12 protein-coding genes are annotated in these 15,546 nt (G+C 70.7%); 7 read left to right on the forward strand and 5 right to left on the reverse strand.

What is annotated here, in order from left to right; all coding sequences use genetic code 11:
* Positions 1-17: 17 nt before the first annotated feature.
* From KRR26_RS25750 to KRR26_RS25760, 3 genes are all read right to left on the reverse strand, one after another.
* On the reverse strand, positions 18-1,367 hold the full coding sequence (locus tag KRR26_RS25750; protein ID WP_120210073.1) for a CotH kinase family protein: 1,350 nt from the start codon (positions 1,365-1,367) through the stop codon (positions 18-20).
* Between the two features lie 97 nt (positions 1,368-1,464).
* Positions 1,465-2,112, reverse strand: coding sequence for an HAD family hydrolase (locus KRR26_RS25755; RefSeq protein WP_120210149.1), 648 nt, complete (start codon positions 2,110-2,112; stop codon positions 1,465-1,467).
* A gap of 39 nt (positions 2,113-2,151) precedes the next feature.
* On the reverse strand, positions 2,152-3,201 hold the full coding sequence (locus KRR26_RS25760; protein WP_236069191.1) for an AraC family transcriptional regulator: 1,050 nt from the start codon (positions 3,199-3,201) through the stop codon (positions 2,152-2,154).
* 115 nt (positions 3,202-3,316) lie between these two features.
* Here KRR26_RS25760 and KRR26_RS25765 point away from each other — a divergent pair, with 115 nt between their 5' ends.
* From KRR26_RS25765 to KRR26_RS25775, 3 genes are all read left to right on the forward strand, one after another.
* Positions 3,317-3,979, forward strand: a complete 663-nt coding sequence (locus KRR26_RS25765) for an NAD(P)-dependent oxidoreductase (protein WP_217081109.1) — start codon at positions 3,317-3,319, stop codon at positions 3,977-3,979.
* Between the two features lie 16 nt (positions 3,980-3,995).
* Positions 3,996-4,496 (forward strand): anthrone oxygenase family protein, encoded by a 501-nt coding sequence (locus tag KRR26_RS25770; RefSeq protein WP_199723937.1) that lies wholly within the window; start codon positions 3,996-3,998, stop codon positions 4,494-4,496.
* Positions 4,497-4,568: 72 nt separating this feature from the next.
* A complete protein-coding gene (locus tag KRR26_RS25775) occupies positions 4,569-4,763 on the forward strand; it encodes a hypothetical protein (protein WP_120210070.1) in 195 nt (64 codons plus the stop codon).
* A 10-nt stretch (positions 4,764-4,773) separates the two neighbouring features.
* On the opposite strand, the gene KRR26_RS25780 is transcribed toward KRR26_RS25775, so the two are convergent.
* On the reverse strand, positions 4,774-5,730 hold the full coding sequence (locus KRR26_RS25780) for a TetR/AcrR family transcriptional regulator C-terminal domain-containing protein (RefSeq protein WP_120210147.1): 957 nt from the start codon (positions 5,728-5,730) through the stop codon (positions 4,774-4,776).
* Between the two features lie 144 nt (positions 5,731-5,874).
* On the opposite strand from KRR26_RS25780, the gene KRR26_RS25785 reads away from it, so the two are divergent.
* From KRR26_RS25785 to KRR26_RS25800, 4 genes are all read left to right on the forward strand, one after another.
* On the forward strand, positions 5,875-7,002 hold the full coding sequence (locus KRR26_RS25785) for an FAD-dependent monooxygenase (RefSeq protein ID WP_217081110.1): 1,128 nt from the start codon (positions 5,875-5,877) through the stop codon (positions 7,000-7,002).
* A 162-nt stretch (positions 7,003-7,164) separates the two neighbouring features.
* Positions 7,165-8,706: a 2,3-bisphosphoglycerate-independent phosphoglycerate mutase gene (gpmI, locus tag KRR26_RS25790; protein WP_217081111.1), complete on the forward strand. Its 1,542-nt coding sequence runs from the start codon at positions 7,165-7,167 to the stop codon at positions 8,704-8,706.
* Positions 8,707-8,743: 37 nt separating this feature from the next.
* The gene (locus KRR26_RS25795; protein WP_217081112.1) at positions 8,744-9,445 is read left to right on the forward strand and encodes a double zinc ribbon domain-containing protein; all 702 of its coding nucleotides are present in this window, start codon (positions 8,744-8,746) and stop codon (positions 9,443-9,445) included.
* 168 nt (positions 9,446-9,613) lie between these two features.
* A complete protein-coding gene (locus KRR26_RS25800; RefSeq protein ID WP_217081113.1) occupies positions 9,614-13,258 on the forward strand; it encodes a DUF3857 domain-containing protein in 3,645 nt (1,214 codons plus the stop codon).
* Positions 13,259-13,282: 24 nt separating this feature from the next.
* Here the strand turns inward: KRR26_RS25800 and KRR26_RS25805 are convergent, their stop codons facing one another.
* A complete protein-coding gene (locus KRR26_RS25805; protein WP_217081114.1) occupies positions 13,283-15,451 on the reverse strand; it encodes a bifunctional alpha,alpha-trehalose-phosphate synthase (UDP-forming)/trehalose-phosphatase in 2,169 nt (722 codons plus the stop codon).
* Positions 15,452-15,546 lie beyond the last annotated feature (95 nt).

Here is a 15,546-nt window from a genome sequence, read left to right on the forward strand (position 1 = left end):
GCCCGGCGCGAGGCGCGTCAGCGGAGCTGTTGATCCACCGACGCCCAGTGCCGCTGCACCCACTCGCGCAGGTTCCGCACCTCGTCGTCATGGCCCACGAGGTCCGGCCGGCCGCTCCAGCGCGGGAACGTGGCGTAGGCCGCGCCCCACTTGCGCTCGTCCTTGCGCGCCGCCTCCGCCACCTCGCTGGCGGCGACATCCACGAGCCCCAGGACGTTCTCCATCCGCAGGCTGCCGTGCAGCAGGGCGCGGTAGCGCGCACGCAGAGGACCGGCGATGTCCGGGGCCGCGAGCATGCGCGCGAAGAGCTGATTGGGCGCGGCGAAGTCGTCCCACGCCTCCGCGTCCACGCGGCGCGTGTCCCATTCCTGGCCGAAGCTCGCGTCCAGGTCCCACGGCACGAAGCGCCACTTCCCCTCCGGCCCGGAGTCGCGGAAGTGGTACGCGTTCTTGGCCACCGCGTCGCGCGTCTGGATGAGCGTGCTGAACACCCACCAGTCCTCATAGTCGCGGGACATCAGCCACTCCTCGCGGTGCGCGACGAAGTCCTCGGGTGACGCATCCGCGACGAACGCGGTGAACGCCTCGATGTTGGCGAAGGCCTCGCGACCCTTCTTGGGTTCCCCGTCCTTCTTCTCGAAGCCTTGATTCAGCGCGCGCTTGGGCTTCCCGTTCTCATCGAGCCGCGAGAAGTTGGCGTCCCAGTCCACCGCCTTGAACAGCTCGCCCTGCGCGTCCCACCCTTGCTGCGCCAGGAAGTGCCGGTTGATGTGGTCCACCACGGTGTAGAGCCCCTCGTAGCGACCATTCACGTAGACGACGGCGCTGGAGGTCTGCACCTGCGCGTGCTCGGGCGACATCAGGTTCCACAGCGTGAAGGCCAGGCGCGTGCGCAGGTAGGAGTTGTCGTTGAAGGGACTGACGAGGGTCACCTTGTGGCGCGCGGCATCGAACGTGTCCCCCTCGAACTCCAGCGTGTAGCTGCGCTTGGGGAAGGCCCGCGACGTGCTGCCATGCGCCTTCAGGGACAGCGCGTAGCAGCGCCCCAGGTGGTAGAGGCGCGCGGGGTGTTCGTCATCGTCGTCCGGCAAGGAATCCGGAACGAAGAGGTGGAAGACGGGGAGCCCATCCTCCTGCTGGTCCACGGCGGGATTCACGGCGGGCCGCGCGTCATAGGCGGTCACCCCTCGCGAGCCACCGCTGACCACCTCCCACGGGAGGGCCACCGCGGTCGGAGCCTCGCGCGGTCCCGCGCCGGGACATCCATCGGGCCAGGGGGCGGAACCGTCTCCCGGTGCACACGCGGCCAGTGTCATGCAGGCCATGCCCCACACCACGCCTTCGATGCCCGTCGCAGTTCGCCCCATGCTGGCTCCTCGCAAGGCGCGAACCTACGCACGCCCCCTTGGACGCGGCAGCGGCACTCCAGGCCGGGGCCATCCGGACAACACCCGCGAGGACGGGTCAGCGCAGCGGAGGCAGCAGCTCCAGCAGTCGCAGCAGGTTGGGCTGCAACTCATCCGGCCCCGCGGCGGTGAGCTCCTCCACGGAGTGCGTGCCCCACGTCACGGCGTAGGTGCGCAGCCCCGCCGCGCGCCCCGCCCCCAGGTCGAGCGAGGTGTCACCCACCATCCACAAGCCGCCGGTGCCCAGCGCGGCGAGCGCGCGGTGAATCACGTCCGGGGCGGGCTTGTGCGGAAAGCCATCCGTGCCCTGCACGTGGTGCAGGAGCGGCGACAGTCCCATGGCCTCCACGAAGCGGTGGGCCATGTCGCTGCGCTTGGTGGTCGCGACCGACAACAGATAGCCGCGCTCGCGCAGCACCTGGAGCACCTCCGTCACGCCCGCGAAGGGGCGCGAGCGGCGGTGGAAGTTGCGTGGATAGTGCTCGCGGTAGGTGACGCACAGCGCGTCCACGCGGTCGGCGGGCGCGAAGCGCGCGTACATCGCATCGAGCGGATGCCCGATGAGCGCGCGCACCTCTGCATGGGAGGGCGACTGCAAGCCCAGGTGCGTGAAGGAGTGGAGGAAGCTGTCGATGATGTCCGGCAGCGAGTCCACCAGCGTGCCGTCGAGGTCGAAGAGGATTCCACGGGGGTCGGAGGCGCTCACGCGGACGTGCATACGCTAATCCGGTGCGGCTGGGCAGCTTCACGCATCCAGGCCGGGAGGAACAGGGAGCGCACCCGAGGCGCCTCGTCCCCCGCCCTTGCGCGCGGCCCCCGGCGATATCCCGAGGAAGCGCTTGAAGGCCCGGCTGAAGGCCGCCTCGGACTGATAGCCCATCCGGTTGGCGAGCTCCCCCAGCGAGACACCGTCCTCTTCTTGGAGCCACGTGTGCGCGACGTGCATGCGCCAGCGCCCCACGTAGTGCATCGCGGGCTCGCCCACGAGTTCGGTGAAGCGCGCCGCGAACGCCGAGCGCGACATGGCGACCTCCGCGGCCAGCGACTCGACCGACCAGGGCCGCGCCGGCTCGCGATGGATGAGCGCCAGCGCGCGGCCAATCTGCGGATCCTGCAAGGCCCCCAGCCACCCGGTCCGCGCCGCGGGGTCCTGCTCCAACCACGCGCGGATGGCTTGGATGACCAGGATGTCCGCCAGCCGCGTGATGACGGCCTCGCCGCCGGGACGCAGCCCGCGCGCCTCCGCGGCCATGAAGCGCAGCGTGCCCCCCAGCCACTCCGCCTGCGACTCGTTCGAGGCATCCACGCACATGACGCGCGGCAGGAGCTTGACGAGGTGGCGCGCCGCCGGATGGTCGAAGCGCACCGCGCCACAGATGAGGTTCGCGGGGGCGCCACCCTGCCCGTGTCGCAGCACTTCGTAGCGCTCGCTGAGCAGCTCGCGCGGCAGGTCGAACAGGTTCGCGGTGGGGACACCCGGCTCGCTCGTGAGCGTGTGCCCCGTTCCATGCGGCACGAGCGCGAAGTCCCCGGGCTGCAACAACCGCGGCTCCAGCCCCTCCAGCTCCAGCCAGCACCGCCCCGACGTCACCACATGGAACATCAGGCAGTCGTCCATGGGTGGCAGCGCCAGCCCCCACGGCGCGGTGAACTCGGAGCGGCAATAGAACGTGCCGCTCATCCGCAGCAGGTGCAGCGCCTCGCCCACCGGGTCCACCCGCGTCCAGGGATTCTTCATGGCCCGAGCATCGGCGTTGCCGCATCGCTCGTCCAGGCGTTCCGGACGAATGAGCATGAACCAGCGACTCCCAGGCATTGAGAAGCCAGCTACAAAAACGCATCTTGGATGGCATGCAGGGCGAGCCCACCGCGACTTCGCGGCGCTTCTCCCCCCTGCCATGGAGTCGCAGATGAAGGTCCTCGTTCTGGGTGCCACGGGTGGTTCGGGTCGTGCGGCGGTGGAGCAGTTGCTGTCCGCGGGGCATGAGGTCACGGCGTTCACGCGGCGCGCCGAGCCCATGGGAAACGGGCGGGAGCGCCTGCACACCTTCGTGGGGGACGTGATGAACCTGGAGGATGTGGAGCGCGCCGTGAAGGGGCAGGACGCCGTCATCATCACGTTGGGCATTCGCGAGAACCCTCTGCGCGTGCGCGTCTTGGGCGCGGCGCACACGCCCATGGACGTGCGCTCGGCGGGGACACGGAATGTGGTCGCCGCGATGCAGCGCCACGGGGTGCGCAAGCTGGTGGTGCAGACCAGCTACGGCGTGGGCGTGACGCGCCATCGCCTGGGTACCGTGGACGCCCTGTTCTTCAAACTCCTGCTCAAGCCGCAGATCGCCGACACGGAGAAGCAGGAGCAGGTGGTCCGCGAGAGCGGGCTCGACTGGGTGATTGCCCAGCCCGTGCACCTGACCGACGCACCCGAGCAGCCCATGCCGGCGCTCTCCACGGACGGCGACACCGAGCGCATGAAGGTCTCGCGAAACAGCGTGGGACGCTTCCTCGCGCATGCGGCCCAGAGCGCGGCGTTCATTGGTCGGTCCGTGGCCGTCTCCGGCGCCGCGGCCTGAGCTCATGAGGTCCCCCATGCTCGACCGCTCCGTCTTCATCGCGAAGCTCTTGGCCGCACTCGGCTGCGGCCTCATGGCCGGCGTCTACCTGCCCTTCTCCACGTTCCTCATGCGGGCACTGACGCGGTTGCCGCCCGCGCAGGGACTGGCGGCGATGCAGTCCATCAACGCCACCATCGTGAGCGGGGGGCGTCTGCACCCAGCGTTCGCCACGCCCTTCGCCGGCACCGCCGTGTTGTGCGTGGCGTTGATCATCTACGCCCTGACGCGAGGTCGCCAGGAGCCCCATGCCCTCCTCCTGCTCGCGGGCGGCGTGCTCTATCTCGTGGGTCACATCGGGGTGACGGGACTGGGCAATGTGCCGCTCAACGAGGCGCTCGCGGTGGTGGACCCCACGAGCAGCGAGGGCACTCGGCTCTGGGCGGACTACCAGGTGCGGTGGACGCTGTGGAACACCGTGCGCACCGTCGCCTGTCTCGCGTCCGCCCTGGCCTTCTCCCTCTCGCTGCGCGGCTGAACAGCTCGCACGAATTACATGATATGCAGATGTAGCGCGAATAGGTCGCGCGCTTCTGGAGGAGCGGTCGTCATGCTGAAGCAACTGCTGGTGGGCGCCTCGCTGATGCTGGGTCTGGGGTTGGGCTTCGTCGCGGGAGCCCAGCAGGAGCCCGCGTCCGCGGGCTGGGTGTGCACCATGAATTCTCAGTGTGACCGTGGTTGCGGGGCACCGCGCTGTGGCATCTGCGACTACGAGGGCAAGTGCTGGTGTGGCTGCATGCCGTAGCGGCCCCTGACTACTTCGCGGCGCGCCTCTTCCGTCGCGCGAAGGAGTGCGCAAAGCCATCCAGCAGGGCCTTCATCCCCTGCTCGAACAGCGCATCGAGGTTCAACGTGTAGCCCTCCGCGGGCAGCTCCCGCAGGAGGGCAGCGAAGACAGGGAAGCGCCCCGACTCCGCGACGGACTTCAACGCGGGCTCGTGGGCCGCGCCCCACTGGTCGTCCGACAGGCCCGTGGCCGCCTCGGCCTGGGCCTCTCGCTCCAGGTTGGAGGCGAGCCCCTGCATGTGACTGAAGAGCAGCACATGCGCATCCAACAACGCCGCGCCTTCGAGACGCAGCGCCTTCAACGCGCGCAGAGACCACTCCGCATGGGCCAGCAGTCCGGGCAGTGGCAGCGGCCTGGAGAGCGGGCTGAGCTGGGCCAGCCACGGGTGACGGCGGAACAGCGACCACAGCGCGCGGCCCGCCAGCTCCAACTGCGCGCGCCATCCCTCGGGAGGAACCTGGGGGTAGACGTACGCTCCGAACGCGGCGTCGGCCATGAGCAGGACGAGTTCCTCCTTGTCGCGCACGTGGCGGTACGACGACATGGTCGACACCTCGAGCCGTGACGCGACACCGCGCATGGACAGCGCCGAGAGTCCCTCGGCATCGGCCATCTCGATGGCGACGCGCACGATGCGCTCGCGCGTCAGCCCTCGCTCGGGGTCCTCGGGCTGCGGAGGCGGCGCTGGCGGCGTGGACGCTCCGCGCGGGAGCACCACGATTCCCACGCGGGGCTCGCCGCGCACCAGGCCTTCCTGCTGCAGGACGTTGAGCGCCTTCGTCGCCGTCGCGAGCGCCACGCGCCACTTGCGAGCGATCTGCCGAGTCGAAGGCAGACGCGCGCCCGGCGCGAGGGCTCCGGAGGCGATGCGCCGCCGAAGCTCTCCGGCGATGCGCAGGTAGGGAGCAGGCGTGGGCGTGCTCACGGGCACCTCGCCGCTGTCCTAGGACAGCCCTGTGCACGTCGTCCCCAGCGCTGCGCTGTCCTAGGGTAGATTCGCGCTCCGGCCAATTGGCACCCCTCCGCGTACGGCGTACACATCACCGTGTACATCGTACAGGGAGACGCCATGAAGACCGTCCTGATTTCCGGAGCGAGCATCGCGGGGCCTGCGCTGGCGTGGTGGCTCCGTCACCATGGATTCGCGCCCACCGTGGTCGAGCAGGCGCCCGCGCCTCGGATGGGTGGACAGGCCATCGACATCCGCGGCACCGCGCTCCAGGTCATCGAGCGCATGGGGTTCCTCGCCGAGGCGCAGCGGGTCCGCACGCGCATGAAGGGCATGTCCGTGTTGGACCCGGACGGGAACGAGGTGATGCGCACCACCGAGATGACCTTCAGCGCAGGACCGCTGGACAGTGATGACCTGGAGCTGCTGCGCGAGGACCTCACGCGCATGCTCCTCGACTCGACCCGGCCGCAAGTGGAGTACCGCTTCGGCGACTCCATCACCGCGCTCGCGCAGGACGCGCGAGGCGTGCACGTCGCGTTCAAGCACGGCCCGCCGCGCGACTTCGACCTCGTGGTGGGCGCGGACGGGCTGCACTCGAACGTGCGGCGCCATGCCTTCGGTCCTGAGTCGGACTGCGTGCGCCCGCTGGGGACGCAGCTCGCCATCTTCCGCGCGGAGAACTTCCTCAACCTGGACCACTGGCAGGTGTGGATGCGGGATGGCGACGCGGGCTTCGGCATCTACCCCGTGCGCGACAACACCGAGCTGCGCATCACCGTCGGCTTCGGCGGCGCGCCCCAGGACACGCACTCGCGCGACCCCGAGGCGCAGAAGCGACTCGTGGCCGAGCGGCTCGCGCACCTGCGCTGGGAGACGCCTCGCATCCTGCGCGCCATGTGGGACGCCCCTGACTTCTACTTCGACGCGATGGCCCAGGTGCACCTGGAGCGCTGGTCCTCGGGGCGCGTGGCGCTGCTCGGTGACGCCGCGTGGTGCGCCTCACCGCTGTCGGGCCAGGGCACCAGCATGGCCCTGGTGGGCGCCTACGTCCTGGCCGAGGAGCTGGCTCGCGCCCAGGGGGACTACACCGGGGCGTTCCGTCGCTATGAGGAGCGCCTGCGCCCCTTCATCGCGCTCAATCAGGCCCTGGCCACGGAGAACCCGGGCGGACGGCCCTCGGAGGCGTCCATCGCTCGGGCCAGCCACGCCATCTGTCTGGACGCCCCGGCGCCCGCGTCCCGGTGAGGCGTCCCGAGGGCGAGCCAGCGGACGGCCCATCGACCCCATGACCCCACCGACGCGTCACGACGGCGACGCGCGCCATGAGAGGCCGGCCGGCCCTCTGGAAAGCCCGCCGCGCGACTTTTGTGCTCTCCGCCCTGGCGCTCGCGTGATTAGGGTTCGGGCATGACACCCGCCCACAAGGTCCTGCTCTGCATCCTGGATGGCTGGGGCATCCGCGCCGAGCGCGACGCCAACGCCATCCTGCTCGCTGGCACGCCGCACCTCGACCGGCTGACCCATCCCTACCCCTCCACCGAGCTTCAGACCGCCGGCCTCGCGGTGGGCCTGCCCGATGGCCAGATGGGCAACTCAGAGGTGGGGCACACCAACATCGGCGCGGGGCGAATCGTCTACCAGGACCTGGTGCGCATCAATCGCGCCGCGGCCTCGGGCGAGCTGGCCCAGAACCCGGTGCTGCGCGCCGCGATGGACCAGGCCAAGGCGGACGGCAAGGCGCTGCACCTCCTGGGGCTCGTGTCTCCGGGCGGCGTGCACTCGTCCATGGAGCACCTGTATGCGCTGCTGCGCGCCACGCGCGAGCGGGCGCTGCCGCAGGTCTACGTGCACGCCTTCCTCGACGGCCGCGACACGCCGCCGCAGAGCGCGCTGGGCTACGTGGAGGAGTTGGAGCGATTCCTCAAGGACACCAAGGCCGCGCGCATCGCCACCGTGAGCGGGCGCTACTACGCCATGGACCGCGACAAGCGCTGGGACCGCGTGCAGCTCGCCTACGAGTCGATGGTGCACGGCGCGGGCCCCAAGGCTCCGGACGCGCTCGCCGCCATCCGCGCCTCGTACGCGGAGAAGGTGACGGACGAGTTCGTGAAGCCCACCGTCATCACCCACGGCGACGGCTCACCGGTGGGCCGCATCCAGGATGGCGACGTCGTCCTCTTCTTCAACTTCCGCGCGGACCGCGCTCGGGAGATGACGCGCGCGCTCGCGGATCCGAGCTTCAAGGACTTCGACCGGGGCGGGCTGCGACTGGGGCGCTACGTCTGCATGACCCAGTACGACGAGAACTTCGACCTGCCCGTGGCCTTCGGGCCGGACCAGCCGCAAGACATCTTCCCGGAGCTGCTGTCGCGCCAGGGGCTGCGCCAGCTGCGCACCGCCGAGACGGAGAAGTACGCGCACGTCACGTTCTTCTTCAACGGCGGGCGCGAGGTCGTCTACCCGGGCGAGGACCGCCATCTGGTGCCCAGCCCGCGCGACGTGAAGACGTATGACCTGAAGCCGGAGATGTCCGCGCGCGAGCTGACGGCGGAGCTGGTGAAGCGGCTCGACTCGGGCAAGTACGACTTCGCGCTGGTGAACTTCGCCAACCCGGACATGGTGGGCCACAGCGGCCGGCTGGACGCGGCGATGCAGGCCGTGCGCGTGGTGGATGAGTGCCTGGGCATTCTGGGCAAGGCGTGCGAGCGCAACGGCTGGGTGATGGCCATCTCCGCAGACCACGGCAACTGCGAGCAGATGACCGACCCCGTCACGGGCGAGCCGCACACCGCGCACACGCTGAACCCCGTGCCCTTCCACCTCATCCACCCGGACTTCCGCGGACAGAAGCTGCGCCCCGGCATCCTCGCGGACATCGCGCCCACGCTGTGCAAGGTCATGGGCCTGCCCACGTCGCCGGAGATGAATCGCCAGGGCCTGCTGCCGTGAGGACTCGGGCCCGCCGCCTCGGGAGGCGCCGTAGCACGTGCTGACGGCGCTCCTGGACCTGTTGTACCCACCGGCTTGCATCGCGTGCGCCCGGGTGCTGTCCGGCCCAGGCTCCGCGTTCTGCGAGTCCTGCGACACCGCGCTGGAGCGCCTGCCTCCCGCGTGCTGCCGCACCTGCGCCGAGCCCGGAACCTTCCCGGCCGACACCTGTCCCCGCTGCCGCGCCGCCCCACCGCCCTTCACCCGCGCGTGGGCGCCGTTCGCGCACGAGGGGCCCATCGCCCGCGCCATCCATCGGTTCAAGTACGAGGACCACCCCGAGCTGGCCGCGCCGCTCGGAGCGCTGCTCGCGGGTGAGGCACGGCGCTTCCTCACGGACGCGACGGGCCCGGTGGTGGCGCTGCCACTGCACACCCACCGCTTCCGTCAGCGCCAGTATGACCAGGCGCAGCTGCTGGCGGGCGCGCTGGCGAAGGCGTCGGGGCGAGAGGCCCCGGCGGGCTGGCTCGAGCGCACCCGCGACACGCGCCGACAGGTGGGCCTCAGCGAAGCCGAGCGCGCCGCCAACGTGGCCACCGCCTTCCGTGCGCCCCCGGAGGTCGCGGGTCGCTCGCTCGTCCTGCTGGATGACGTGTTCACCACCGGCGCCACCGCGCGGGCCGCGGCCTCGGCCCTGCTCGCGGCGGGCGCGGTGCGCGTGGACGTGCTCACCCTGGCCCGCGCGTTCACGCTCACCTGAGCCCCCGCCTCCCCACTTCTCCCACACCGCCATCCGTTCTAGGTTGGCTGCTCGCCGCTCGGCGTTACATGGCAGGGGAAGGCCCAGGGGGGGCCGCCTGTTCACCGCCGTCGTCGCCCCAGGCCCACGCGGGACCACCCGCGCTGGAGTCCCTACCGAGGAGAACGGATGTCGCGCTTCAAATGGCTGTCCGCAGTCTTCGTGCTCACCTGCCCGTTCCTGGTGCAAGCGAAGCCGAGCGCGGATGAGACGGCCAAGGGCTACATGGCCGAGGCCCAGCGCCTGGCCTCCTCGCCCCGCGGCGCGGCCGCCCTTCTGCGAGTCCATGGCCTCATTGACGACGTGGAGGACCTCACCCCGCTGGTGAGCACCTACCAGTCGCTGGCCTCGAAGCGCAGCGCGGACCCCGGCACGCGCGCCACCGCGCAGATGCTGCTGATGGACGTGGAGCGCTCGCGCGGTCGCCTCATCCGCGCCAATGAGGTCCGCCAGTGGCTGGGCTTCATCGGGGACTACTACGTCGTCGGTGGCTTCGAGAACGAAGGCAAGGCCGGCTGCGACACGGACTTCGGCCCCGAGGCGGCCGCGCTGGACCTGGGCGCGCGCTACCCCGCGGCCAAGGGCCACGAGGCCGCGTGGCGCAAGCTGTCCGTCAGCCCGGCGGACGGCTACGTCGACCTGTCCGCGGCGGTGCGGCCCAATCGCGAGTCGGTGGCCTACGCCCTCACCTGGCTGGACATGCCGCAGGACGCGCGCGTCACGCTGGGACTGGGGACCTCCGGCGCCTTCCGGCTGTGGGTGAACGGCCAGCAGGCCGCGAAGGAGGACCGCTACAACCTGCCCCGCCCCGACCAGGCGCGCGTGTCGGTGAAGCTCAAGAAGGGCCTCAACCGCGTGCTCCTCAAGGTGTGCCAGGAGTCCGGTCCCCTGGGCTTCTACCTGCGCTCCGAGTCCACCTCCGCGCGCGCCAACCTGCCCGCGAAGGCGCCCGCGCTGGAGCGCAACGCCGCGCCCGCGCCCCAGGCGCTGCCCACGCTCACCTCGTCGCTGCGCACCCTGGTGGAGCGCAGCCCGAAGGACGCCGCGCTGCGCGGCGACTACGCCCAGGTGCTGGCGTACTTCCGCGCCTATGACGAGCGCGAGCACACCGCCACCACCGAGGCCGCGCTCGCCGCCGAGGCCGCGCCGCAGGACGCGCGCCTGCAGTACCTCGCCAGCGAGACCCAGCGCGATGACCTGAACGACCGCCGCCGCTTCCTCGAGGCCGCCGTGAAGGCGGACCCCGCGTACATGGATGCCCGCGTGGCGCTGGCCGAGCACGAGCTGGACCGCGGCCACCCCGAGCGCGTGCTGGCGCTGCTGGAGAACAACCTGGACTCGGCGGATGCGCGCCTGCTGCTGGCCCGCGCGTACGAGACGCTCGGCGAGCGCCCCCGGGCGCAGCAGTTGGTGGAGGAGACGTTCCGCCAGTTCCCCCGCATTCCCAGCGTGGTGCGCGCCGCGGCGCAGGTGTCCCGCCAGCTCGGCCGCTCGAAGGAGGCCATGGACCGCATGCGCGTGGTGCTCGCGCTGCGCTTCGATGACACCGGCACCCGCCGCCAGCTCGCCGCGCTGCTCGCGGACGCGGGACAGATCGAGGCCTCCGAGCGCGAGTACGCGCAGCTCCTGGTGCTCAACCCCTTCGACAACGGCGCGCGCGTGCGGCTCGCCGAGCTGAAGGCCTCCAACGGTCAGGTGGACGAGGCCACGGCCCTCTTCGCCGAGGCCAAGGCCCTCTCGCCCGACGAGCCCGAGGTGCATGAGCGCGAAGGCCGCGCGCTGCTCGCCGGCGGCAAGCGCGAGCTGGCGCTGGCCGCCTTCGAGCGCTCCCTGGCGCTGCGTCCGCAGAACCCGGGCCTGAAGGAGGCCCTGCGCACGCTCAAGGGCGAGGCCGAGGCCGCGGGCACGCAGTACCTGGTGGACGCGCGCCCGCTCCAGAAGGAGGCGGAGGCCTACGCCAACGAGGACGCGGTCTACCTGGTCGACAACACCTACGTCCGCGTCCAGAAGAGCGGCCTGTCCAGCCGCCTCCAGCAGATGGTGGTGAAGGTGCTGAACCAGCGCGGCGTGGACTCGTTCCGCAGCCTGCCGGTCACGTACTCGCCGGACCGGCAGGAGGTGCGCGTGCTGCGCGCCCGCGTCACCAAGCCGGATGGCTCGGTGGTGGAGAGCTACGGCGACAACGACCGCAACATCAACGAGCCGTGGACGGGCATGTATTACGACGCCCGCGCCAAGGTCATCTCCTTCCCGTCCCTGGCCGCCGGCGACACGCTGGAGCTGACGTACCGGCTGGACGACACCGCGCAGGACAACCTGCTGTCGGACTACTGGGGCGACGTGGAGAGCGTGCAGGGCGTCTACCCGAAGGTGCGCTTCCAGTACCTGGTGGACATGCCGAAGGAGCGGCCCCTGTACTGGAACAAGAGCCGGCTGGCGGGCGTGCAGCAGGCGCAGGAGACGGTGGACGCGGGCCGCGTGCTGTACCGCTTCAACGCGCGCAGCGTCTCCAAGGTGGTGCCCGAGCCCGGCATGCCCGGCTGGTCCGAGGTGGCGCAGAACCTCCACGTCTCCACGTACAAGACGTGGGACCAGGTGGGCCGCTACTGGTGGGGCCTGGTGCGTGACCAACTCCAGCCGAACGCGGAGCTGAAGGCGACGGTGGAGCAGGTGCTCCAGGGCGTGGACCGCAAGGACGAGCTGGCGGTGGTGCGCGCCATCTACTCCTTCGTGGTGACGAACACGCGCTACGTGGCGCTGGAGTTCGGCATCCACGGCTTCAAGCCCTACCGCGTGGACCGCGTGCTGGCGCGCCGCTTCGGTGACTGCAAGGACAAGGCGAGCCTCATCCACGCCATGCTGAAGGTGGCGGGCGTGGACAGCCGGCTGGTGCTCTTGCGCATGCGCAACCTGGGCACGCTGGACGCGGAGCCCGCGTCACTGGCGGCCTTCAACCACGCCATCACCTACGTGCCCAAGTTCGACCTGTACCTGGACGGCACGGCGGAGTTCCACGGCGCCAAGGAGATGCCCAGCGCGGACCGCGTGGCCAACGTCCTCGTGGTGGATCCGGACGGCAAGAGCAACTTCCTCGTCACCCCCGAGGCGAAGGCCGAGGACAACGCCACGCAGCTCTCCATGGACGTGGCGCTCCGCCCGGACGGCGGCGCCGAGGTGCAGGGCACCAGCACGGTGGCGGGCCAGTCCGCGCCGGACTACCGCCGCGCGTACCGCCCCGAGGCCACGCGCAAGTCCACCTTCGAGCGCGCCTGGGCGCAGAGCTTCCCCGGCCTCACCGTGCGCGAGGTGAAGCTCAGCGACACGACAAAGCTGGATGATGACGTCACGCTGAACTTCCGGATGAGCATCCCCCGCTACGCGGAGGTGCTCCCCGGCGGCAGCCTGCGCTTCCTGCCCTTCGGAACGGGCCGCACGTATCAGCAGGCCTACGCCGCGCTCGCCGAGCGTCGCTTCGACCTGGTCATGCAGGGCCCGTGGCTCAACACGTTCGCGCTGCGCTACACGCTGCCGGGCGGCTACACGGTGGCGGAGCTGCCGCAAGCCGTGGAGGAGCAGACGCCCTTCGGACGCCTCAAGCTCTCCTATCGCGTGGAGCAGGGCACCCTCATCGCCGAGGGCGAAGTGGCCCTCACCCAGGCGCGCATCAAGGCGGACGACTACCCGAAGTTCCGCGAGTTCCTCGGCCGCGTGGACCGCGCCTTCGGCCGCCGCGTGCTCTTGCAGGGCCCGGGCGTGAAGACGGCGTCGCGCTAGCGTCGCATCAGCGACTCGCGGGGCTCACGTGAGCAGCCCCGCGAGCAGGCGCCGCAGCTCGACCGGCCCTTCCTGGCGGTACGCCGCGCGGGTGGGCTTGTTGCCGACGTGAATCGTCAGCCCGCCCTCGGGCACGGCGGCGAAGAGGTCCTCGTCCGTGCGGTCATCTCCCGCGGCCACCACCAGGCTGTCGTCGGGTTGGCCCTCCAGGATGGACGTCACCACCCGGCCCTTGTGCACGCCGCGCGGGCGCACCTCCACCACCTTGTCGCCGGGGAGGATGTCCATGGGCTCCTGCGCGAAGACCTCGTACAGGTGCAGGCGCAGCTCGCGAGACTGGAGCGCGCCGAACTCGGGGTCCACCAGTCGGTAGTGCCACGCGAGCGACGCCGTCTTCTCCTCCACGAACGAGCCCGGCACCCGCTCCGCGAAGGACTTGAGCACGGGCCGCGCCCGGTCCTTCCACTCGAAGGCCGCGCCCGGCAGCATGGCCCACGACTTCCCGGGGCCCTCGCGCGTCCACAGGCCGTGCTCCGCGTGCAGGCCCAGGGGCAGGTGACCGAACCATGCCTCCAGCGTCTCGCGAGGCCGTCCACTCACCACGTGCACGGACGTGTTCGGCCGCGTGGCCAGCCGCTCCAGCAAGGTCATCAACTCCGCGTCCGGCGAGGCCTGCTCCGGCGTGGGCGCGAAGCCCACCAGCGTCCCGTCGTAGTCCAGGAGGAGCACCAGGTGCGGCGCGGCCCGCATGCGCGCGAGCGCCTCGGCGCCGCTCTCCGGGCGCGCCCTCGCCGTCACGGCGGGCAGGGACTGGAGGCGCTCCAGGAAGGCGTTCACCCACCAGTGCACGTCGCGGGTCTTCACCTGCTCGCGCAGGGCGCGCATGCGGGCGCGGCGCTCGTCCTCGCCCATCTCCAGCGCCTGCTCGATGGCGTCCGCCATGGCCTCCACGTCGTAGGGATTGATGACCACGGCCTCGCGCAGCTCGGCGGCGGCGCCCGCGAACTCGCTCAGCACCAGCACGCCGTCCTCGTCCGGCCGCGCGGCGCAGAACTCCTTGGCCACCAGGTTCATGCCGTCGCGCACGGGCGTCACCAGCATGACGTCCGCGGCGCGGTAGAGCCCGGTGAGCTGTCGCTCGCCCACGGAGCGGTAGAGGTAATGCACCGGCACGTTGTCCACGGTGCCGTACAGGCCGTTGATGCGCCCCACGAGTTCATCCACCGTCTCGCGATACGCGGCGTAGGCATCCACCTGCGTGCGGCTCGGCACCGCCACCTGGATGAAGCGCAGCCGCGAGCGCCACGCGGGCTCGCGCTCCAACAGGCGCTGCACCGCGAGCAACCGTCGCGGGATGCCCTTCGTGTAATCGAGCCGATCAATCCCCAGCAAGATGCGCTGCCCGTGCGCGCGACTGCGGATGGCCGTCACCTCCTGGAGCACGCCGGGGTCCTTCGCCAGTGCCTCGAAGGCCGCCGCGTCGATGCCCATGGGGAACGCGCCCACCCGCACCTGACGCCCTTGCCAGTGGACACAGTCGATGTCCGTGTCCAAGCCGAGCTGCCGCGTCAGCGAACCCGAGAAGTGCCGCACGTAGCTCACCGTGTGGAAGCCGATGAGGTCCGCGCCCAGCAGGCCGCGCAGCAGCTCCTTGCGGTGCGGCAGCGTGCGGAAGATTTCGGAGGACGGGAACGGGATGTGGTGGAAGTAACCGATGCGCGCCTCGGGCAGCCGCTGGCGCAGCAGCCCGGGCACCAGCATGAGCTGGTAGTCGTGCACCCAGACCGTGTCCCCGGGCTGATAGTGGCGCGCAATCAGGTCCGCGAAGCGCTCGTTGACCTTGCGATAGGCGTCCCAGTCACGGTCCTGGCGGGGGACGCGGTCCAGCAGGTAGTGGCACAGCGGCCAGAGGACGCGGTTCGAGTAGCCCTCGTAGTAGCGGCTCACCTCGCTGGCGGACAGGTACAGCGGCACGCAGCGCTGCGCGGCGAGCTGGGACTCCACCTGCCCGCGCTGCTGTGGCGACAGCCGAGACACGTCGCCGGGCCATCCGAGCCACGTGCCCTGAGAGCGCTCGTGCGGGCGGCTCAGCCCGGTGGCGAGGCCGCCGGCGCTGCGCACCACGGAGACGTTCTCCTTCTCCACCTTGACGGTGACGGGCAGTCGGTTCGAGACGAGAAGGAGTCGGGACATGGTCCCTCGACCTGTATTCATTCTCGTCGGGAATGGCTACCACGGGAGTGGGGGCGTGCCGGATGCTGGACCGCCCCGAGCGTCCGACTCCAGTA

This window comes from Citreicoccus inhibens (genome assembly GCF_019039035.1).
GTDB lineage: Bacteria > Myxococcota > Myxococcia > Myxococcales > Myxococcaceae > Citreicoccus > Citreicoccus inhibens.